Source organism: Roseibium aestuarii (genome assembly GCF_008477545.1).
Taxonomy (GTDB): Bacteria; Pseudomonadota; Alphaproteobacteria; order Rhizobiales; family Stappiaceae; genus Roseibium; species Roseibium aestuarii.
Genome location: NZ_VORA01000001.1, coordinates 1025774 through 1045722, shown reverse-complemented (window position 1 = coordinate 1045722; position 19949 = coordinate 1025774). Strand labels below are relative to the sequence as shown.

At 65.6% G+C, this 19949-nt stretch carries 19 protein-coding genes; 12 read left to right on the top strand and 7 right to left on the bottom strand.

Going from position 1 to position 19949, the window contains the following annotated elements:
* The first annotated feature begins 128 nt into the window (after positions 1 to 128).
* The 3 genes from FR728_RS04510 (at position 129) to FR728_RS04500 (ending at position 2049) form a co-directional block, all read left to right on the top strand.
* Entirely contained in the window at positions 129 to 578 is a 450-nt protein-coding gene (locus FR728_RS04510; protein WP_188318790.1) for a PRC-barrel domain-containing protein, read from the top strand.
* A 177-nt stretch (positions 579 to 755) separates the two neighbouring features.
* Positions 756 to 1658, top strand: a complete 903-nt coding sequence (locus tag FR728_RS04505) for a hypothetical protein (protein WP_149891413.1) — start codon at positions 756 to 758, stop codon at positions 1656 to 1658.
* Between the two features lie 163 nt (positions 1659 to 1821).
* On the top strand, positions 1822 to 2049 hold the full coding sequence (locus FR728_RS04500) for a hypothetical protein (protein WP_149891412.1): 228 nt from the start codon (positions 1822 to 1824) through the stop codon (positions 2047 to 2049).
* Positions 2050 to 2169: 120 nt separating this feature from the next.
* Here the strand turns inward: FR728_RS04500 and FR728_RS04495 are convergent, their stop codons facing one another.
* Both FR728_RS04495 and FR728_RS04490 read right to left on the bottom strand, forming a co-directional pair.
* The gene (locus FR728_RS04495) at positions 2170 to 2811 is read right to left on the bottom strand and encodes a 5'-methylthioadenosine/S-adenosylhomocysteine nucleosidase (RefSeq protein WP_280115325.1); all 642 of its coding nucleotides are present in this window, start codon (positions 2809 to 2811) and stop codon (positions 2170 to 2172) included.
* 190 nt (positions 2812 to 3001) lie between these two features.
* On the bottom strand, positions 3002 to 4099 hold the full coding sequence (locus FR728_RS04490; RefSeq protein ID WP_208998652.1) for an alpha/beta hydrolase family protein: 1098 nt from the start codon (positions 4097 to 4099) through the stop codon (positions 3002 to 3004).
* Positions 4100 to 4289: 190 nt separating this feature from the next.
* Here FR728_RS04490 and FR728_RS04485 point away from each other — a divergent pair, with 190 nt between their 5' ends.
* Positions 4290 to 5414, top strand: a complete 1125-nt coding sequence (locus FR728_RS04485; RefSeq protein WP_208998651.1) for an AraC family transcriptional regulator — start codon at positions 4290 to 4292, stop codon at positions 5412 to 5414.
* On the opposite strand, the gene FR728_RS04480 is transcribed toward FR728_RS04485, so the two are convergent.
* A complete protein-coding gene (locus tag FR728_RS04480) occupies positions 5411 to 6481 on the bottom strand; it encodes a metal-dependent hydrolase (protein WP_149891410.1) in 1071 nt (356 codons plus the stop codon). The genes FR728_RS04485 and FR728_RS04480 overlap by 4 nt on opposite strands.
* A gap of 82 nt (positions 6482 to 6563) precedes the next feature.
* The gene (gene ilvD / locus FR728_RS04475; protein ID WP_149891409.1) at positions 6564 to 8408 is read right to left on the bottom strand and encodes a dihydroxy-acid dehydratase; all 1845 of its coding nucleotides are present in this window, start codon (positions 8406 to 8408) and stop codon (positions 6564 to 6566) included.
* Between the two features lie 347 nt (positions 8409 to 8755).
* Between ilvD and FR728_RS04470 the strand changes: the two genes are divergently transcribed.
* On the top strand, positions 8756 to 9991 hold the full coding sequence (locus FR728_RS04470) for a GGDEF domain-containing protein (RefSeq protein WP_149891408.1): 1236 nt from the start codon (positions 8756 to 8758) through the stop codon (positions 9989 to 9991).
* Positions 9992 to 10089: 98 nt separating this feature from the next.
* The gene (locus FR728_RS04465) at positions 10090 to 11268 is read left to right on the top strand and encodes a GGDEF domain-containing protein (RefSeq protein ID WP_149891407.1); all 1179 of its coding nucleotides are present in this window, start codon (positions 10090 to 10092) and stop codon (positions 11266 to 11268) included.
* A 136-nt stretch (positions 11269 to 11404) separates the two neighbouring features.
* On the opposite strand, the gene FR728_RS04460 is transcribed toward FR728_RS04465, so the two are convergent.
* Complete coding sequence (locus FR728_RS04460) at positions 11405 to 12508, bottom strand: alkene reductase (RefSeq protein WP_149891406.1); 1104 nt, start codon at positions 12506 to 12508, stop codon at positions 11405 to 11407.
* A gap of 190 nt (positions 12509 to 12698) precedes the next feature.
* Positions 12699 to 13313, bottom strand: coding sequence for a TetR/AcrR family transcriptional regulator (locus FR728_RS04455; protein ID WP_149891405.1), 615 nt, complete (start codon positions 13311 to 13313; stop codon positions 12699 to 12701).
* 145 nt (positions 13314 to 13458) lie between these two features.
* Between FR728_RS04455 and FR728_RS04450 the strand changes: the two genes are divergently transcribed.
* Positions 13459 to 14469: an LLM class flavin-dependent oxidoreductase gene (locus FR728_RS04450; RefSeq protein WP_149891404.1), complete on the top strand. Its 1011-nt coding sequence runs from the start codon at positions 13459 to 13461 to the stop codon at positions 14467 to 14469.
* Between the two features lie 24 nt (positions 14470 to 14493).
* Here FR728_RS04450 and FR728_RS04445 read toward each other — a convergent pair whose 3' ends face one another.
* Positions 14494 to 14979: a hypothetical protein gene (locus tag FR728_RS04445; protein WP_149891403.1), complete on the bottom strand. Its 486-nt coding sequence runs from the start codon at positions 14977 to 14979 to the stop codon at positions 14494 to 14496.
* Between the two features lie 222 nt (positions 14980 to 15201).
* Here FR728_RS04445 and FR728_RS04440 point away from each other — a divergent pair, with 222 nt between their 5' ends.
* From FR728_RS04440 to FR728_RS04420, 5 genes are all read left to right on the top strand, one after another.
* Positions 15202 to 16377 (top strand): ABC transporter substrate-binding protein, encoded by a 1176-nt coding sequence (locus FR728_RS04440; protein ID WP_149891402.1) that lies wholly within the window; start codon positions 15202 to 15204, stop codon positions 16375 to 16377.
* Between the two features lie 175 nt (positions 16378 to 16552).
* On the top strand, positions 16553 to 17476 hold the full coding sequence (locus FR728_RS04435; RefSeq protein WP_149891401.1) for a branched-chain amino acid ABC transporter permease: 924 nt from the start codon (positions 16553 to 16555) through the stop codon (positions 17474 to 17476).
* Positions 17473 to 18426, top strand: a complete 954-nt coding sequence (locus FR728_RS04430) for a branched-chain amino acid ABC transporter permease (RefSeq protein ID WP_244304378.1) — start codon at positions 17473 to 17475, stop codon at positions 18424 to 18426. Before FR728_RS04435 ends, FR728_RS04430 begins: the two co-directional genes overlap by 4 nt.
* Positions 18423 to 19175 (top strand): ABC transporter ATP-binding protein, encoded by a 753-nt coding sequence (locus FR728_RS04425; protein WP_149891400.1) that lies wholly within the window; start codon positions 18423 to 18425, stop codon positions 19173 to 19175. Before FR728_RS04430 ends, FR728_RS04425 begins: the two co-directional genes overlap by 4 nt.
* Positions 19172 to 19903, top strand: a complete 732-nt coding sequence (locus FR728_RS04420) for an ABC transporter ATP-binding protein (protein WP_149891399.1) — start codon at positions 19172 to 19174, stop codon at positions 19901 to 19903. The genes FR728_RS04425 and FR728_RS04420 overlap by 4 nt, the downstream gene beginning before the upstream one ends.
* Positions 19904 to 19949: the final 46 nt, after the last annotated feature.

Genomic DNA, 19949 nt, shown 5'->3' with positions numbered 1-19949 from the left:
CTGCCTGCCTCGCACGGTTTTCCGAAGCGAAAATGTGGTCCCTGGCGAACCTTCCTGCGTGCCGCACGTTATCTCCCTGTCCGGCACCGGTCCGGATCCCCAACAGGTTCAAGGCTGAGGAACTTCCCATGAGCGACACCACTGCCCACGATTGTGATGCCGGTCTTCTGGCGGCCCGCGTCCTGCTCTTTGCCGGATGCGTGGTCTTCGCCCTTCTGGCGGCCTTCCCCAATCTTCACGCCTTCGGGGCGGAAGTGCAGACGATTGCCCCCGCGACAAAAAGCGTGACCCGCGAACCGATGGAACCGACGGGGAATGGCCAGACCACCGCGGCCGTCGCCGTGCCGGAGGAGCTCATTGGTGAACCGGTGCTCTCGCTTGAAGGCGAAACGCTGGGCGATGTGGCGGCCGTGCAGGTGGATGACAACGGACTGCTCGTCAGCCTCGACGCGGAGCTCGGCGGGTTCTTCGGCATCGGCGCGAAAATGCTGCGTTTTCCGGTGAAGGATTTCGCCGTGAATGCCCATGGCGTGATCCTGGGCCTGTCCTCCGACGAAGTGGAGACCCTGCTGGACTGACCTTCGGCACGGGTGATATCCGAATTTAAACGAGGCCAATTTTACGCAAGGTAAGAGTTGACAAAAACTCTCCAGCAAAAGGAAAAGTTTCCCAGGACTATTATACGTAGTTTCACGCGCACCTGATACGACTTTGCCTTGCACGAACAAGACGTGCCGTATTCAGGATGAAGCGCCTTGCGATTTCTTACTATACTTATTCCCACGCTTCTGAGCGCAGCCTTTTCCGGACCTGCCGCTCTTGCCGCCTCGCAGGACGCGCCCTCCAATCCGGCGCGTGCCGCAAGCGCGACCATCCAGTCGACCCATTTTCTCGGCATCGGGATCTGCCCGCCCTGGAAGCCGATGCCCACATCGGCCTGCGAGACCGCCGTGCACCAGATCGCCGATGCGCTGGGACACCGTCTTTCCATCGACCCGTCCGACCAGACCCTGCTGATCAACGCCTCGGCCACCACCGAGGGGCTGGTGCGGGTCATGGCACAGCTGAGGGCCACCCTGACGCCTGCCGACCGGCTGGTGATCTATGCCACGCTTCATGCGGGCGCCCTCGATCCGTCACGCCCTGCGGGACCGGACAATGACGTGATGGTGCTGTGGAGCGTCGAGAAGCCGGCGGTCATGGCCTTTGCCATCGCAGAGGACCTGTGGATCCGTGCCAGCGACTTTGCCGCAATGGTTCATGACCTGCCCGCCGGCGAGGTGGTCCTCATCCTTGATGCCTGCGAATCCGCTGCTCTGACCCCGCTCTTCCTGGCCAGCCACCCGGCCGATGATCCGGAGCGGCCGGACGCGGTCGTGACCTCGGCCAAGGCAACGCAATTTGCCAACACCACCGCCGACAGGAGCCTTCCGCTCTTCAGCAAGGAACTTGTCGAGGCGCTCGGCACAAAAGCCGACAAGGGCACCCTTCGCGATGCGGTGACGCTTGCCGCAGAGCGCACGGTCGCGGAGGCCCGGCCCCTTTGCGATGCCCTGCGCGCCACGAGCCGGAAGGACGGGCTGGATCCGACCGGATGCTATCAGGAGCCGGTGCTTGCGGATCCGGACAAGCTGCTTTCCGCGATGGTGCTCCGATGAGCGCCACGCCCCCACCATCAGGCCGGGTTCGCCCGCGCCTCACCCCCATTGGCGACGCAGGCCCCTGCCAGCCTGCCCCACGCCAAGACCCCGGACCGGCGACCGGCATATCGCCTGAGGACATCCCGCATTTGAAACCCTGAGCTTACTGGAAGGACATGAGATGAAGACGATTTTGAAGACCGCTTCCCTGACCGCCTGCGCCGCCCTGATCGCGACCGCAGCGACCGCCTTTCCGCTCACGCCCCTGTTCATGGGCACCGATGACATGGAGGCCGGCGTGCTCTGCAAGGTGCAGGATGTGACCGTGCTGGCCGCCTCTGCCGAAGACTGCGGCAAGATCGGTGGCATGGCCACCCATTCCGTCACCACGGTCAAGAAGCCGATGTGACCCGGACTGCCTCACTGCCAATCAACTGATGTCGGATTGCCCCCTCCGCCCAGGCGCGAGGGGGCCTTTTTTCGCTCAGGCTCAGGCCCAGAGTCAGGCTCCGGCGCGGGCCGTCCCGGCCTACAGACCGATCAGGAGCCGGTCGGCGGCGGCCGCCTCCAGCAGGCGCACGGCCTCTGCCAGGTTCTCGTCCACCACGTGGAGATATTCGGTCCAGTTGCCCACGTGCTTCAACTCTTCCTTGCCATCGGAAATGCCGCGCAGGCCGATAAGTGGCACCCCGTGCAGCATGCAGGCCCGCAGGACGGCAAAGCTCTCCATGTCCACCATGTCCGCGTCGATCGCGTCATAGGCAGCCCCAGAGACGATGTTGGCCCCGGTCGACAGACGCGCTTCCGCGATGCCGGGCACACGGAGGGGCATGGGCACAACGATGGGAAGGTCGATCAGGGGCGTCTGACCCTTGGCAAAGCCGAGCGGTGAGGCATCCATGTCGCGGTAGCTCAGGGAGCTTGCCTGATAGACATGGGTCTGTTCCAGGGTGGCGGAGCCGGCGGAGCCGAGCGAGACCACCAGATCCGGCTTGCGGCCGGCATGTTCCAGACGGGTCAGGGCGGAGGAGAGCACGACGCCGGCTTCAACCGGGCCGATCCCGGTCATGAGCGGCGAGATCAGCGCCCGCAGATGCTCCTGATATTCCGCGTCCACCGCCATCACATAGAGGATCGACAGGTCACCGACGGTCTTGGTCTCGATGTGCAAGGGGATCTTCCTTGTGTCTGGATCGGCTGCGGCACTGTGCACCTTCATGCCAAGAAGCACCGCGGGAGACAAGCGTTCTAGGCGATCGCGGCGCGCAGCGTGAAGCCGGCGCACGGACACTGGACACGGAAAGAGCCCCGGGAGAGTGTCCCGGAGCTCCTGCCTGCGTTGGTCCTTGAACCCTGCCGGGTCAGCTCTTCGGGCGCACGCCCAGCTTCACGAAATCCGAGACAGCTTCGATGACCCGGCGGTGAATGTCGGCCCGGTCCGCCCCTTGCGGATCGTCGCAGATCGGATCCTCGCCCTCTTCCTCAAGAATGGCGCGGGCCTTGTCCTTGCACAGGGCGAGGAAGGAAAAGTGCTCGGCCGGGGCAATTTCCACGTGGGTGGCCTCCGGCAGACGGGTGGCGAGCGCACTGCCCCTCACGCCCACGTTGACCATCTCTGGCAGGGTGTCCTGGGTGCCAAGATTGATCAGAAGCACCGGCTTGCGCGTGCGGGCGATGCTTTCGGACGTGAAAGCAAAGGGCCAAGCCGGATCCACCGCGATGGTGCCCGCGAAGCGCTCGTCGCCATAGTTGTCGTCGCTGAGCGTCTTGTCGACCTTCGAGAAGTCCACGCCTCCCTTGCCATAGAAGTCACAGCCCGGCGAGCCGGGCCTTGCCTTGCAGAAGCTGCCGATCTCACTGGCGGAAACCTGAAGGCCGATGCTCTGGAGCGCGGTGCCACCGCCCAGCGAGAACCCGAGCGAATAGATCCGCGAGCGATCGATCCTCGGCCCGAACTCCCGGTCTGCCAGGACCAGGTCAAGGGCGGCGGAAAGGTCTCTCACCCGGTCGGCAAGCCGGGCTGAGCGGCGCGGCGAGCTGTCGCCCGACGTGCTGCCCGGATGGTTCACCGCCAGCACGATCGCGCCTTTCAGGGCAAGGGCGGAGGAGAGCCAGCCGAGGCCATCCATGTTTCCGCCCGACCCGTGGGAGAGGACAATGAGCGGAAAGGTGCCTTCGGCAACACTCGGCCCCATGAGGGCCCGGGTTCCCTCAAACAGCGGATTGTCGCCGACCGGAACCGCATAGGTCCGCGATCCGGCGGGATACCAGAGCGAGCTCGACAAGAGCTGGCTGCGGTGGGGGCTGGCAATGTCGAAGCGGTCATAGCCCGGCAACTCGCCGCCCTCGCTTCGGGTCATGGAGTGGGCAAGGGTCAGGGCAGCAAGCCCTGCACACAGGATCAGGGGCTTCATCTTGTCCCAGGAGCCGGTAAGGGAGGAAAGTCTGAGGAATGTCATGTCAGTGCCTCTTGTGGTCAGTCACGGCCTGAACAATGGTGGGACGGGAGGCCCTGGCGCGTCCTCGAACCGGTTTCAGGACGTCCTCGATCCGGTTCCGACACGTCCTGCGTGGCAATACCGCCCCTGCCCGTCCTCACCTGACAGTGCCCCCCGCCCCTGACCCTGGCTCCGACAATGGGAAGGCTAGATGCTCGCTTTACCGATCCCGCTCATCTCCGCCCTGATCCTGACCTTTCTGGGCCTGCGGGCAGCGCTGGAAGGCGAAACGCCGAAAATGGTGCTGGGGCTCATTGCGCTCTGCGCCGGCCAGTCCCTGCTGATCTCGCTCAACCAGTATTACGGTCTCTCGGTGGTGGCGCCGCTCCAGCCTGTCACCGCGATGGTCATTCCCGTCCTGACCTACCTGACCTTCCTGAGCACGGCGGTACGCCCGCTGAAGGTCCTGCCCGACGCGCTCCATGCGCTGGCACCGCTTGCGGCCGCGATCTGCACCCTTCTCGAGAGCGAGCTGCTCGACGTGGTTCTGGTCGTCGGCTTTGCAGGTTACGGATTGCTGCTCCTGAGCCGGCTGCAGGCGGGCGCCGACGGGTTGCCGCTCGTCCGGCTCGACAATGACAACCGGGCGCTCCTCCTCTGGCGGTGGATGGCCATCGCCCTGATCTCGTCGGCGGCGAGCGATCTGATGATCACGGTCCTGTTCCTGACCGGTCAAGGCTGGTTGCGCCCGTGGCTCGTCTCCCTCTACGCCAGCCTGTTCCTGCTGCTGATCGGATTGCTGAACCTGTCGGAGGTGCTGAAGGGCCGGCCCACGGATCCTGAGGACCGGATGGAAGAGCGTTCAGATGAGCATTCAAAAGACCCACCGGGAGACCGGCCCCTCGGTGCCGCTCCTCCGGCTCGCCACGACCAGATGTCCGGATCAGAGGCTCCGCAGACCATTCCAGCGGATGTGGCCGGGAACGACGCGCCTATCATGGCAAGGGTGCGGACCCTGATGGAGCAGGCAGCACCCTATCTCGATCCGAACCTGTCCCTGAGGCAGATGGCGCGGCGGCTGTCCTTGCCGGAGAAGCAGCTCTCGGCGGCCATCAACCGCGCGACGGGTGAGAACGTCTCCCGCTTCATCAACGCCCACCGGATCGAACATGCCTGCGGGTTGATGCGCGCTGGAATGCCCATCACGTCCGCGATTTACGCCAGCGGCTTCAACACCAAGTCGAACTTCAACCGGGAGTTCCTGCGGGTGAAGGGCTGCGCGCCCTCGCAGTGGCTGGAGACGTCAGACGAAACCGGGGCGCCCGCGGAGGCCTAGCTCGGGCAGCGCAAGGGTGCCTTCTCGGTGGGGACCTCTGGCCCGGGCTCGGCAGGCCGGGCGACCGCGCGGCCGAGCAGGCGGGAGACGAGCCAGTCGCCGTCTCCCTCGGCCATGACCCGGGTGCCAGCTGCGCGGCGGGGCTCGACAGGGTTCACCCGGCCATCCTCGATCTCGGCCAGGGCGAAGCGGAACACATAGTCCGGGGTCATGCCCATCCGCAGGTCGGAGACGACCACGGCGCCGTCGCGCTCCTCCGCCTTCAGGAAGCCGTGACTGAACCAGACCAGCTTTTCGTAAGGCTCCGTCCCCTCAAGGCAGGCGGCCAGGTCGGAACGGCGCGGATGGCTGTAGAGCTGCGGCGGGGTCTTCGTGTCCAGCAGGGACAGGTAGAGATTGTGATAGGTGTCGCTCTCCAGGGCGATCACCTTCCACAGTACCGTGTTGAAGGGACCGGCAATGGCCAGGACCTTTTCCGGCTCCACCCCGGCCTCGCGGAACAGGACGCGTGCCCGCGCCTCGATGTGGGCCTGCAGCCCGAGCCCGAGGGCAAGATAGCCGGTGGAGAAGATCAGAGCTGTGGAAACCGCGCGGCCCAGGGCCTTCGACCAGTGCCTTCGGCTCAGGCTCCAGAGCACCACGCCCAGAAGCGGCAGCGTATAGAGCGGATCGATGATGAAGACCGATCCCGCGCCGACCGGATCGGGATAAAGCGGCCAGAACAGGCGCGTGCCGTAGATGGTCATGGCGTCGAGCAGGGCGTGGGTCGACAGACAGAGGAACACCGCGAGCCAGGTTCGCACCCGCTCGGTCCGCAAGGGCCGGACAAGACGGACCAGGGCCTCCCCGATCACCGGGGCTGCAAGGGCGTGGATCACGAGCGAGTGTGTCCAGCCGCGATGGTAGACGAAGCTGTCGACCGGATCATCGAAGGGCAGGAAGACGTCGAGATCCGGCAGGGTTCCGAGCACGCCACCGAGAATCGCAGCCTTGCGCGGCCCCATCTTCGGGCCCAGCACAACTGTGGAGACGGCCGCGCCGAGCACGAATTGGGTCAGGGAATCCATTGCCTGTCGGCCCTCCTGCCAGGGGTCAGAAAAAAGGCGGGCCTCTCGACCCGCCTTTCATCAGATAGGTTGCAAGACCGGATCAGTCCAGCTTGCGGACCGCGCCCATGGAGGCGGAGGTCGTGAGGGCGGCGTAGGCGCGCAGGGCGGTCGAGATCTTGCGGCTGCGCTTTTCGGTCGGCTTCCAGGCCTCCGTACCGCGGGCTTCCATGGCGGCGCGACGCTCGGCGAGCACCGCATCCGGCAGGTCCACCTTCATCACCCGGTTCGGGATGTCGATGACGATCATGTCGCCTTCCTCGACCAGGGCAATCGCCCCGCCTTCGGCGGCTTCCGGCGAAATGTGGCCGATGGACAGGCCCGAGGAGCCACCGGAGAAGCGGCCGTCAGTGATGAGCGCGCAGGCCTTGCCCAGGCCCTTGGATTTCAGATAGCTCGTCGGATAGAGCATTTCCTGCATGCCGGGGCCGCCACGCGGGCCCTCGTAGCGGATCAGGACCACATCGCCTTCCTTGATCTTGCCGGTCAGGATGGCGGAGACCGCGCTGTCCTGGCTTTCGAAGATGCGGGCCGGGCCGTTGAACTTGAGGATGCTGTCGTCCACGCCGGCCGTCTTCACGATGCAGCCGTCGAGCGCAATGTTGCCGAAGAGCACGGCAAGGCCGCCATCCTTGGAATAGGCGTGGTCCTTCTCACGGATGACGCCCTTGGCCCGGTCGAGGTCCAGATCGTCATAGCGGCGGGACTGGGAGAAGGCGACCTGGGTCGGCACGCCGCCGGGAGCTGCCCGGAAGAAGGTGTGAACGCTCTCCGAGTTGGTCTGGGTCACATCCCAGCGGGAAAGCCCTTCCTTCAGGGAGGCGGAATGGATGGTCGGCACGGTGCTGTCGATCAGACCGGCGCGGTCCAGCTCGCCCAGGATGCCGAAGATGCCACCCGCCCGGTGCACATCTTCCATGTGGATGTTCTCAACCGCAGGCGCGACCTTGCACAGCACGGGCACCTTGCGGGACAGGCGGTCGATGTCTTCCATGGTGAAGCCGACTTCGCCCTCGTAGGAGGCCGCCAGCAGGTGCAGCACCGTGTTGGTGGAGCCGCCCATGGAGATATCCAGGGTCATGGCGTTTTCGAAGGCGGCGAAGGTCGCGATGTTGCGCGGCAGGACGCTCTCGTCATCCTGCTCGTAATAGCGCTTGCAGAGATCGACGATCAGGTGGCCGGCTTCCACGAAGAGGCGCTCGCGGTCGGCGTGGGTGGCGAGCGTCGAGCCATTGCCCGGCAGCGCCAGGCCCAGTGCCTCGGTGAGGCAGTTCATGGAGTTGGCGGTGAACATGCCCGAGCAGGAGCCGCAGGTCGGGCAGGCGTTCTGTTCCAGCGCCATGACGTCGGCATCGGAGACCCGGTCGTCGGCGGCGGCAACCATGGCGTCCACCAGGTCGACGGACTTGGTCACGCCGTTCTCGAAGACAACCTTGCCGGCTTCCATCGGGCCGCCGGAGACGAAGACGACGGGAATGTTCAGGCGCATGGCCGCATTGAGCATGCCGGGCGTGATCTTGTCGCAGTTGGAAATGCAGACCAGCGCATCGGCGCAATGGCCATTGACCATGTATTCGACCGCATCGGCGATGACCTCGCGCGAGGGCAGCGAATAGAGCATGCCGTCGTGGCCCATGGCGATGCCGTCATCCACGGCGATGGTGTTGAATTCCTTGGCGACGCCGCCGGCCTTTTCCACTTCGCGGGCGACCAGCTGGCCGAGGTCCTTGAGGTGCACGTGCCCCGGCACGAACTGGGTGAAGGAGTTGGCAATGGCGATGATCGGCTTGCCGAAATCACCGTCCTTCATGCCGGTGGCGCGCCAGAGGCCGCGCGCACCCGCCATGTTGCGTCCGTGGGTGGAGGTTCTTGACCGATACGGGGGCATGGTCTTCTTCCCTTTGACTTCGCCGGTTTTCCGGCGTTCTGGCCTTGCTTTGTCATCCCCTCCGAACATGACCGGCAAACAGTTATGCCCGCACACGCCGGAGGTCGGGGACCGGCCTCTCCTGCGCGATCCCCTGCTTCGGCCCTGTTGTGTCAGGTTTTGACGAGGAACGGAAGGCCGCTTCCCGCGAAAACAGTACGCCGCGGTACGGTTGAGGCGCGGGCGCGACACCGCCACGCCTGATGAGCCTCGACTTGCAGACCTGCAAATAATGACAGGGCGTAAGACTCGGTTTACGTGCAACCCCTTAGGCTGATCTGCCGCTGTTCCCGCTGGACCCTGACCCGATGCCTCTTGACCCCGCAACGCTGTTTGCAAGCGTGACGATCTCGAACCTCGTCGGTGCGCTGATCATCACCTCCTTCGCGGCGGGAATGCGCCGTCTGTCGGCCGCCACGCGCGGCAGCTGCATGATGTGGGCCGCGGCCCTCGCGCTGGTGGGGTGCGGATGCCTGCTCGTGGGGCTGCGCGGGCAGATCTCGCACGGCCTGAGCATTGTCGCGGCGAATGCGATGATCCTCGCCGGACACTTCCTGCGGCCGAATGCACTGATGCTCTTCTTCCGGCGCGACCTTCGCCTGCTCGGTCTGCCGCTGGTAGCCATGCTCGGCTGGATTGGCCTGTGTCAGTTGCCTGCGTTCATGGACAATCTGCTGCTGCGGATGATCTATCTGCAGGGAGCGCTGGGCCTCGGGCTGGTGCTCGCGATTGCCATCATCTGGTACCACAACAGGGAGCGGCTGCTCACCGGTTCCCTGCTGATCGCCACCATGGCGCTCGAGATCGCCGCCTACGGGCTCTTCCTGCATCATCATCTGGGCAACAGCTATGCTTCCATCCAGGAGTTCGTGCGGGCACCCGCGATCAATCTCTACATGATCACCATCATGGTCTGCATGGTGCTGACGACGATCCTGATCCCCGCCATGGCCATCGAGCGCCAGCAGCTGCTGTCGCGGGCGGACGCCTGGCGCGACGGGCTGACCGGCCTTCTCAACCGCCGCGCCTTCGAACGCGAAGCACGCTCGATCCTGGCCCGCCTTGCCGCCTGCAAGCAGCCTCATGCCCTGCTTCTCTTCAGCCTGCGCGGGCTGGACGAGGCCGAGCAGCGCTTCGGCCCGCCGCTCACCCAGGCGTTGCTGCGATTGATCGGCGAGGTCTGCCGCAGGGAGAGCCCGGACAGCGCGCTCGCCGCCCGGGTGTCGCAGCGCGAATTTGCGATTTTCGTGCCCGAATTGTCGAAGTCCCGGGCGGAGGAGCTGGGCCGCTCCGTCTGCCGGCGGTTCAGCACAGAGATCGAAGGTGCCACGGCGCGCCAGATCGAGGTACAGGCCGGTTGCGGCGTCTACTGGAGCTGGTCCTCCGCCTCCCCTGCGGTGGCTCTGGACGGCGCGCATGGCTGCCTGCGACAGGCGCACAGGGACCGGACCGACGTGGTGACGAATGTGGATCTCACCGTGGCGCGCTCGCGCCGCAAGCCGCGCCTTGCGCTGCTGAGCGGCGGAAAGGCGGATGCGGCCTGAAAACTGGCGCTTTCGACACAGCTTTCCCGCCACCCGGCCTTGCGGGGCCGCAATGGCTGTGGTCTGACAGGAGACCCTTCACCAACCAGAGATGCTCCGTGCTGCTCGACACCCGAACCCTGTTCGTTGCGATCACCATCGCCTATGGCTCCGGTGCGATGCTCTTGCTGCTGATGGCGGTGCTGACCCGCACCCTGCCCTGGCGCATTCGCGGAAGCTGGATCATGTGGGGCACGGCCCTGGCGCTCTCGGCCATCGGCTCGGCGCTTCTCGGACGGCGCGGGATCCTGCCGGACTTTCTGACCCTGCATCTGGCCAACAGCCTGATCCTCATCGGCTACGGCCTGCGCGCCAACAGCCTGACGCTGCTGAAACGCGGACGGCTGGCCTATGTCTGGCTGCCCCTGGCGCCGGTGCTGGGCTGGGTCGTGCTCTACCAGTTCGAGGCGTTCAGCGGATCGGTCGCGGCCCGCACCTTCTATATCCAGAGCTTCTGCATTCTGTCGGCGCTGCTGTCCCTGCGCGAGTGCCCCGGCCTGCACCGTTCGATGCCGGTCACAGCCTTTCTGCTCGTGGCGGCGCTCGTGATCGATGTCGTCGCACGGATCACCTTCATCACGACGCAGGTGGTGCTGGATCCGGATGACTTCCTGATCTCCTTCGGCACAGTCTCCCTGCAACTGTGCATCCTCGCCCTGCTCATCGCGATCATGCTCAAGGTCGCCGGCCTTGGACTGGCCAATTTCGAATATCTGCAACATGCCTTCGCGACCGAGGCCGAGACGGATCCGATCTCCGGGCTGCCGTCTCGCACGCGCCTGCTGCACCAGATAAAGGCCCTCGCCGAGACGTCGCGCAAGGCGCCCGCATGGACCCTGACGGTCATCCGGTTCGACCAGCTGGAGAGCTATCGCGAGCGGTTCGGCGTGCCCCTGACGGAGGCACTGGTGCGGCTGATCGGCAAGCGCCTGCGCGGCTATCTTCCCGGCGAGGCGGAGGCCTTCGATTGCGGCGACGGCGACTTTGCCGTGCTGATTGCCGATGACGGCACGGATCTGGCCTCCGTCATCCACCAGATCTCGCTGGTGGTCCGCCTCGATGCCCGTCAGGCCTCGGACGGAAAGATCGACCTGCACCTGCTCTACGGCAGCACCGAGCTTGCCCGGGGTGACACCGCCGAGGCCGCGCTCTCGCGAGCCATCTCGCGCATACCGCTGCGGCCGCAGCGCAAGCCGGCCGAGCCCCTGGCGGAGACGCAGGTCTTCCTCAACTGCTGAGTGAAACGAAAAACCGGCGCCAGGCTCTTGTCCTGGCGCCGGCTTTCACGCTCCGGTCCGGGTGGGATGAGGGAGCCCCCGTCGGGACGGACGCTCGAACCGGAAGCGAACCTGTCAGCACGCTGCCTAGAGATCCTCAGGCGGCGGCGGTCTGTTCCTTCAGGGTCGGATAGTCGGTGTAGCCCTTCTCCGTCCCGCCATAGAAGGTGGACTGATCCCAGTCGTTCAGCGGCGCGTTCTCCTTGAGGCGCTCCACCAGATCCGGGTTGGAGATGAAGGGACGGCCGAAGGCCACCAGATCCACTGCACCCGTCTCCACGGCCTGGATGGCCATTTCGCGGCTGTAGCCGTTGTTGCCCATCACCGGACCGTAGAACCGGTCATAGAGCGCCTTCAGATCGGCACCGGCCGGAAGGTCACGCGGACCACCGGTCTGGCCTTCGATCAGATGCAGATAGGCGAGCTTGTAGCTGCTGATCAGATCGACGACGTGTTCGAACAGCGCCTGCGGGTTGCTGTCGGAAACATCATTGGCGTTGGAGAAGGGGCTGAGGCGGATGCCGACCCGGTCCGCGCCGATCTCGGCGGTCACCGCATCCAGCACTTCCTTCAGCAGACGGGAGCGGTTCTCGATGGAGCCGCCATAGGCGTCGTCGCGCTTGTTGGAGCTGTCACGCAGGAACTGGTCGAGCAGGTAGCCGTTGGCGGCATGGACTTCGATGCCGTCAAAGCCTGCCTTGATCGCGTTCGCGGCGGCCTTGCGGTAGTCCTCGACGATGCCGGGAAGCTCGGCAAGCTCCAGGGCGCGCGGCTTCGGCGTGTCGACAAACTGGGTGCCGTCGAAGGTCTTGGACTTGGCGGCAATGGCAGAGGGCGCCACCGGATCCGCACCGTTTGGCTGCAGCACCGGATGGGAGATGCGGCCCACGTGCCAGAGCTGGATCACGATCTTGCCGCCCTTGGCGTGAACCGCGTCGGTCACCTTCTTCCAGCCCTCGACCTGTGCGTCGGAATAGATGCCCGGCGTCCAAGCATAGCCCTTGCCCTGGGGCGAGATCTGGGAGGCTTCGGTGATCAGCAGGCCGGCAGAGGCTCGCTGGGCGTAATATTCCGCGTGGATCTCGTAGGGCGCGTCATCCTCGGCCCGGGCGCGATTGCGGGTCAGCGGGGCCATCACGATGCGGTTGGCCACCTCGATGGCACCTACCTTGAGGGGGGAGAACAGCTTTTCATCACTCATGTCGGTCTCCTTGGGGGGACTGTTGGCAGTTATCTGGACCGCTTGGTCCATAATTGGCCGCAAGGATTGACGGAACATCCTGCGGCAAACGGGAAAGCTACAAAGGAGTTCCAGGGGCCCGAAAAGAAGCCCATGGAACGTCGAGGTCAGGTGCGAAGCCTCAAGGGGGAGGCCTCAGGATGAAGTGCGATCAGGGGGCGACGATCCCCCGTGCTGCGGCCAGCGCATGGGCGATCTGGTCCGGCGGCAGGCCGGACTTGCGCAGGGTCAGGGTGCCAATCGCCAGAGCCGAGAGGGCGCGCGCCTTGTCGCGGGCGCGTTCAGGGTCCTGCGGATCCAGCGCCTTGGCAAAGAGATCCTCGATGCGCTGGAGATGGGTTCGGCCGATCTCGGCTACCTCCGCATGATGGGGGGCCAGTTCGGCGATGCAGTTGACGAGCATGCAGCCGCGCGGACCTTCCTTGGGCAGGGAAATGGCCTCGAGCATGGCCATCGGCGCCTCCTCGCGGGGCAGCCGGGTGAGCTCGTCGAGCTGGCGCAGCGCGGAGGCGGAATAATTCCGCAGCACCGCCATCAGCACCCCCTGCTTGGACCCGAAGGCCGCATAGAAGGAGGACCGCGACAGGCCCATGGCCGAGGTCAGGTCATCGAGGGAGGTGGCTTCGAACCCGTTGGTCCAGAAGACCTGCAGCGCCGCATCCAGCACCTGGTCCTCGTCGAAGGCGCGCGGGCGTCCGGGACCGGGTCGCGGGGTGCGGTCACGGGTCTCTGAGGAGCAAGAGGATGCGGTCGTGTGTTTCGTCATGAAGCGCATATCGGACCACGCGGTTCAGATTTCAAGGGGGCCCCTCTTTCATTCTGGACCGTACGTTCCTATTTCCACTCTCACACGTCAGGCGACGGGACATCAGGCCCGCTCGCCGTGCTCTTCCTCTTCGACAGGCCTCGCCATGATCCCCTATTCGCTTCTCGACCTCTCCCCCGTTCCGGAAGGCCAGACGGTTGCCCAGGCCTTGCGCAATACGCTCGATCTGGCCGCCCATGCCGACGGGCTGGGCTACACCCGCTACTGGCTGGCCGAACACCACAACATGCGCGGCATTGCCAGCGCGGCAACCGCCGTGCTCATCGGTCAGGTCGCGGCCGTGACCAGGCGGATCCGCGTCGGGTCGGGCGGCATCATGCTGCCGAACCATGCGCCGCTCATGGTGGCCGAGCAGTTCGGCACGCTGGCCGAACTCTATCCGGACCGGATCGACCTCGGCCTCGGGCGCGCGCCCGGCACGGACATGCTGACGGCCCGCGCCCTGCGCCGGGACATGAATGCCGCCGACAGCTTCCCCGAAGACGTGGTGGAGCTGATTGCCTATCTGGATGACCGGGACGACAGCCGGAAGATCCAGGCGGTTCCCGGAACGGGCACAAAAGTGCCGGTCTGGATCCTCGGTTCCTCCACCTATGGGGCGCAGATGGCCGCCTATTACGGCCTGCCCTATGCTTTTGCCTCGCATTTCGCCCCGGCGGAGCTGAAGAATGCCGCCCAGATCTACCGCCGGTCCTTCCGGCCCTCGCGCCATCTGGACAAGCCGCATTTCATGCTGGCGGTGAACCTGTTTGCCGCCGCCACCGATGCGGAGGGAGCCTATCTGAAGACCTCCATGCAGCAGGCCTTCATCAACCTGCGCACGGGAACGCCGGGTCTTCTGCCGCGTCCCGTTGCCGATCTGGAGGCCCTTGTCGGGCCGGTTGCGGTCGAGATGGTGGAAGATGCGCTGAGTGTCTCGGCGGTCGGGTCCCCGGAGAGCGTGCGCCGCAAGGTGGAACAGCTGATCGCGACATATCGCCCGGACGAGATCATCTTCACCGGGCACATCCACGATCATGTGTCGCGCAAGGCGTCCTTCGAGATCGGCGCCAAGGTGATGGAGCAGATCAATGCCGACGCGCGCGCGCTGGCCTGACATCACGTCATGGGGCAAGCCCGCTCAGCGACAGCCCGAGCGGGCGGAGAGCCCCTGCCCGCTTGCCGCGCCGGACCCGACCATTCCGGCCTGCGAGCGGCAGTCGGGATCCGGTTCCTGAATGCAGATCTGGTAGGCCATGTCATAGAGCGCCTGCCAGCCGCCCGGATAGGACGAGAGGGTGTCGAGAACGGTCTTGCCGCCCTCCACCCGGGCACCCCGGCGCGCGCCGCGCGGACCGGCCCAGAGATAGCCTTCCACCGCCCCGTCCATGGCCCGGTCGATCAGCTCGCCGGTCGGATCCCCCGATCCCAGATGCGCATCCGCATAGGCAGTGGCGCGGGCATCGCACTCCCCGTCGCGGGGACGCACGCGTTCCGGCGCGCGCGGCAGGATTTCGGACGTTTCGCCAAGGGGAGAGGCGGCCGGATCATCGTTGGGGCCGGGATCGCCGGCCAGCGTCTGCGGGACACCTGCCAGCCCCAGGCAGATCAGCAATCCGGGCAGCAAGACGAACGATTTCCGTGCCCCGCCATTTCGATCTGACCCGAAGAGCATTGTCGATTTTCCCGATAATTCTTGAGAAGCCTCCAGAAGAATGCGAGTTAAGGACTTAACAAGAGGTCGTTTTTTGACTTTAAATGCGACCTATACGCAATTTTCGCAGTCGTCGCCCGGATCCACCCGGTGCGCCGGCCCAAGCGAAGCGAGGGGAAAGTTAGAGGGATCACCATGTCACGCATTCTGTCCGCCCTTGCGGCAACGGCACTTATCGGCACCACGGCACTTGTCTCCGGCGCGCTTCCTGCCGCCGCCGAAGGCCTGAAGATCGGCTTCCTGGCGACCCTTTCCGGCCCTCCGGCCGTGCTGGGCGAACACATGCGCGACGGCTTCCTGCTGGCGGTGAAGGAAGGCGGCGGCAAGCTCGGCGGCATCGAGACGGACGTGATCGTCGTCGATGACGAGCTGAAGCCGGATGCGGCCCTGACCAAGGTGCAGGGCCTGATCGAGCGCGACAAGGTGGACATGCTGGCCGGCGTGGTCTTCTCCAACGTGATGATGGCGGTCTACAAGCCGATCATCGAGAGCGAGACCATCTTCGTCGGCGCCAACGCCGGTCCCTCGCCCATCGCCGGCAAGGGCTGCAGCAAGTATTTCTTCTCCGCCGCCTATCAGAACGACCAGAACCACGAGGTCATGGGCCGCTATGCCGCCCAGAAGGGCTATGAGAAGGTCGTGGTGATGGCGCCGAACTATCAGGCGGGCAAGGACGCGATCGCCGGCTTCAAGCGCCACTACACCGGCAAGATCGTGGAAGAGATCTACACCAAGCTCGGCCAGCTCGATTTCTCCGCCGAACTCGCCAAGATCTCGGAAGAAAAGCCGGATGCGCTCTTCACCTTCATGCCGGGCGGCATGGGCGTGAACCTGGTGAAGCAGTATGATCAGGCCGGCCTGAAGGAATCCGTTCCGTTCCTGTCCACCTTCACCGTGGACGAGACCACCCTGCCCGCCACCAAGGACATGGGCGTCGGCCTTTATTCCGGTGCGGAATGGGCGGCCGATCTGGACACCCCGGCCAACAAGAAATTCGTCGCCAGCTTCGAGGCGACCTATGGCTATGCCCCCTCGCTCTATGCGGCCCAGGGCTATGACGCGGCCCAGCTGATTGCCGGTGCGGTGGCCATGGTCGGCAACGCATCCGACAAGGCGGCCCTGATCCAGGCGCTGGAATCGGCGCCCTTCGACAGCGTGCGCGGCGACTTCTCCTTCAACACCAACCACTTCCCCGTTCAGGACTTCTACCTGGTGCAAGCGGTCAAGTCCGGGGACAAGTACACGACCTCCATCGTGGAGAAGGTCTTCGACGACTTCGGCGACGCCTACGCCGGCTCCTGCAAGATGTGATGCAACCGGGTCGACGGGGACAGGCCTGGCCGGTCCCCGTTGACCTCGGATCGCTCCACGCAGGATCCTCGCCCGGCTGCGCGGCAGGTCCGCCTCGCGACGGATCGGCCGAGGGGCCTTTCGCCATGACGGCCTCTTTCTTCGACTTCCTTCTCAAATTGCCACAGGCCCGCCCTTGAGCCTCACCCTTCTGGCCGTCCAGACCCTCAACGGGTTGCAGCTCGGCATTCTCCTCTTTCTCGTCGCCGCCGGACTGACCCTGGTCTTCGGGGTGATGGATTTCATCAACCTGGCCCACGGGGTCCAGTACATGCTGGGCGCCTATCTGGCGGTCGCCGCCTTTCAGCTGACCGGCGGGTTCTGGAGTGCCTTACCGCTGGCGCTGCTGGCCGCCCTTGCCTGCGGTCTGGCGCTGGAGTTCGTCGTCTTCCGCAGGCTCTATGACCGCAGCCATCTGGATCAGGTGCTGGCGACCTTCGGGGTCATCATCTTCCTCAACGAGGCGGTGAAGACGATCTGGGGGGCTGCCCCCCTGTCGGTTCCCCTTCCCGCCCTGCTCGACGGCTCGATCCCGCTGACCGAGACGCTCGCCTATCCGGTCTACCGGGTGGCGCTGATCGGCGCGGGCATCGCCGTCGCCGCCCTGCTTTATCTGCTGGTCACCCGCACGCGGCTCGGCATGCTGGTGCGGGCGGGCGCCAGTGACGCGGAGATGGTTGCCGCCCTCGGCGTCGACATCCGCCGTCTCTTCATGCTGGTCTTCGGCTTCGGCGCGATGCTCGCGGGCTTTGCCGGCATCCTGGCCGCACCGATCTTCTCGGTGGAGCCGGGCATGGGCGACAACCTGCTCATCCTTGCCTTCGTGGTCATCGTCATCGGCGGCATCGGCTCCATCCGGGGCGCGTTTCTGTCTGCCCTGATCATCGGCCTCACCGACACGCTGGGCCGCTCCTTCGCCACCGATCTGGCCCGGCTGCTTCTGCCGCCTGCCGCTGCCAATGACGTGGGGCCCGCGCTTGCCTCCATGCTGATCTACGTGCTCATGGCCGCTGTGCTCTTCGTGCGCCCCGCCGGCCTCTTCCCCGTGAGGTCCGCATGATGGCGCCCTCCTCCCGGCTGCGGGATGTCCTCATGCCGCTGGTGCTCTTCGGAGCGCTCGCCGCCGTGCCGCTCTATGCGACGCTTGCCGATGACCGGTTCATCCTGCTCTTTGCCACGCGCATCGCGGTGATGGCGCTGGCAGCACTCAGCCTCAACTTCATCCTCGGCTTTGCCGGACTGGTGAGCTTCGGCCATGCGGCCTTCATCGGCATCGGCGCCTATGCGGTGGGGATCCTGGCCGAGAACGATATCTGGGGGGCCTGGATCTCGCTGCCGCTTGCGGTGCTGGCCGCCGGTCTCTTTGCTCTGGTGACGGGCGCGATCTCGCTCAAGACCCGCGGCGTCCATTTCATCATGATCACCCTCGCCTTCGGGCAGATGGCCTATTACACGGCCACGTCGCTGTCGGCTTATGGGGGCGACGACGGGCTGACCCTGTGGGGCCGCAGCGAGTTCCTCGACACGCCGGTCTTCTCCGACGACACCTGGTTCTTCTATCTGGTGCTGGCACTGCTCGCCGGGGCCTACGGGCTGCTGCGCCGGATCTGCGGTTCCCGCTTCGGGCGGGTTCTGGCAGGCGCGCGCCAGAGCGAATTACGGCTGGAGGCGCTCGGGGTCTCGCCCTATGCCTACCGGCTCGTCGCCTATTGCCTGGCCGCCATGATCGCCGCACTGGCCGGCGCGCTGATGGCCAATCAGGCGGAGTTCGTGTCGCCGTCTGCCATGTCCTGGCACCGCTCCGGCGAGCTCATCGTCATGTGCCTGCTCGGTGGGCTCGGCTCGCTCCACGGGGCGATCCTCGGCGCCATCGCCTTCATGGTGCTGGAAGAAGGTCTGTCCGGGGTGACGGAACACTGGCGTCTGATCTTCGGCCCGCTGCTGGTGCTGGTGGTGCTCTATGGCCGCGGCGGGTTGCTCGGGCTCCTGGATCTGGGGAAGCGCTCATGAGTGCCGTTCTCGAACTGATCGGCCTGAACAAGGCCTACGGGGCGCTGCAGGTGACCCGCGACGTGAGCCTGGAGGTGCGGGCTGGCGAAGTCCATGCGCTGATCGGGCCGAACGGGGCGGGCAAGACCACGCTCATCGGCCAGATCTCCGGCGCGCTGCGCCCCGAAAGCGGGCGCGTGCGCTTCGAGGGGCGGGACGTGAGCGCCCTCACCCTGGCGGAACGGGCAAGGGCGGGGCTTGGCCGCACCTTCCAGATCACCCAGATCCTGCCCGAGTTCACTGCTCTGGAAAATGTGGCGCTGGCGGTGCAGGCCCATCAGGGCCATTCCTTCCGCTTTTTCCGCGCAGCTGCCCGCGACACCAGGCTCAATGACGCCGCGATGGCGGTTCTGGCGGAGGTCGGGCTGGCCGAGCGGGCCCGGGTGCTGGCGGGTGCGCTCTCCCATGGGGAACGGCGCTCGCTGGAACTGGCGCTGGCGCTTGCCTTGCAACCGAAGCTGCTGCTTCTGGACGAGCCGATGGCGGGCACGGGCCCGGCGGAAACCGAGCATCTGGTTGCCCTGCTGAAACAGGTCAAGCAGCGCTGCCCGCTGCTGCTGGTGGAGCATGACATGGCGGCGGTCTTCGAGCTGGCCGACCGGATCTCCGTGCTGGTCTATGGCGAGATCATCGCCACCGGAACGCCGGAGGAGATCCGCGCCAACGCGGACGTGCGCGCCGCCTATCTGGGCGAGGAGATCCCCGCATGACCACGCCGCTTCTCAGCCTTAAGGGGCTTGCCGCCGCCTATGGCTCGGCGCAGGTGCTTTTCGACATCTCGCTGGAGGTCCTGCCGGGCGAAGTGGTGACGCTGATGGGCCGCAACGGCATGGGCAAGACCACCAGCATCAAGGCCGCGCTCGGCATGATGCCGCTGATGGCCGGCGAGGTGCGGATCGACGGCCAGTCGGTCCGGGGTCTTCACTCCCACCGCATCGCCCGGCTGGGCCTCGGCCTAGTGCCGGAAGGACGGCGGATCTTCCCCACCCTGAGCGTGGTGGAAAATCTTGTCGCTACAGCACGTATGGGGGCACGCAAGACCCAGCACGGCTCCGGCGGCGAGGCCTGGGATCTGGAGGCAGTCTTCGCCCTGTTCCCGCGTCTGCGCGAGCGTCAGCATCACCGGGGATCGCAGCTTTCGGGCGGGGAACAGCAGATGCTGGCCATCGGACGGGCCCTGATGACCAACCCGCGTCTGCTCATCCTCGACGAGGCGACCGAGGGACTGGCGCCGCTGATCCGGGCCGAGATCTGGGACTGCCTGCGGATGCTCAAGTCACGGGGCCAGTCGATCCTGGTGGTGGACAAGAATGTCGCCGCCCTCACGGCCCTCGCCGACCGGCATGTGATCCTGGAAAAGGGACGCACCGTGTGGAGCGGCGACAGTGCGGCCCTTGCCGCCGACCCGGAGCTCGCCCATCGCTATCTGGGGGCGTGAGCCGGGTTTTGACTGCGACAGACGGTTGACGACGGCGGCCTGCCAC

What these genes read in the sequence shown, in the direction of transcription:
- FR728_RS04460 (WP_149891406.1), bottom strand. Translation starts at nt 12,508, where the DNA reads ATGAGTGATGAAAAGCTGTTCTCCCCCCTCAAGGTAGGTGCCATCGAG.
- FR728_RS04420 (WP_149891399.1), top strand. Translation starts at nt 19,172, where the DNA reads ATGACCACGCCGCTTCTCAGCCTTAAGGGGCTTGCCGCCGCCTATGGC.
- FR728_RS04485 (WP_208998651.1), top strand. Translation starts at nt 4,290, where the DNA reads ATGCTCGCTTTACCGATCCCGCTCATCTCCGCCCTGATCCTGACCTTT.
- FR728_RS04490 (WP_208998652.1), bottom strand. Translation starts at nt 4,099, where the DNA reads ATGACATTCCTCAGACTTTCCTCCCTTACCGGCTCCTGGGACAAGATG.
- ilvD (WP_149891409.1), bottom strand. Translation starts at nt 8,408, where the DNA reads ATGCCCCCGTATCGGTCAAGAACCTCCACCCACGGACGCAACATGGCG.
- FR728_RS04430 (WP_244304378.1), top strand. Translation starts at nt 17,473, where the DNA reads ATGATGGCGCCCTCCTCCCGGCTGCGGGATGTCCTCATGCCGCTGGTG.
- FR728_RS04455 (WP_149891405.1), bottom strand. Translation starts at nt 13,313, where the DNA reads ATGACGAAACACACGACCGCATCCTCTTGCTCCTCAGAGACCCGTGAC.
- FR728_RS04440 (WP_149891402.1), top strand. Translation starts at nt 15,202, where the DNA reads ATGTCACGCATTCTGTCCGCCCTTGCGGCAACGGCACTTATCGGCACC.
- FR728_RS04510 (WP_188318790.1), top strand. Translation starts at nt 129, where the DNA reads ATGAGCGACACCACTGCCCACGATTGTGATGCCGGTCTTCTGGCGGCC.
- FR728_RS04425 (WP_149891400.1), top strand. Translation starts at nt 18,423, where the DNA reads ATGAGTGCCGTTCTCGAACTGATCGGCCTGAACAAGGCCTACGGGGCG.
- FR728_RS04470 (WP_149891408.1), top strand. Translation starts at nt 8,756, where the DNA reads ATGCCTCTTGACCCCGCAACGCTGTTTGCAAGCGTGACGATCTCGAAC.
- FR728_RS04480 (WP_149891410.1), bottom strand. Translation starts at nt 6,481, where the DNA reads ATGGATTCCCTGACCCAATTCGTGCTCGGCGCGGCCGTCTCCACAGTT.
- FR728_RS04500 (WP_149891412.1), top strand. Translation starts at nt 1,822, where the DNA reads ATGAAGACGATTTTGAAGACCGCTTCCCTGACCGCCTGCGCCGCCCTG.
- FR728_RS04450 (WP_149891404.1), top strand. Translation starts at nt 13,459, where the DNA reads ATGATCCCCTATTCGCTTCTCGACCTCTCCCCCGTTCCGGAAGGCCAG.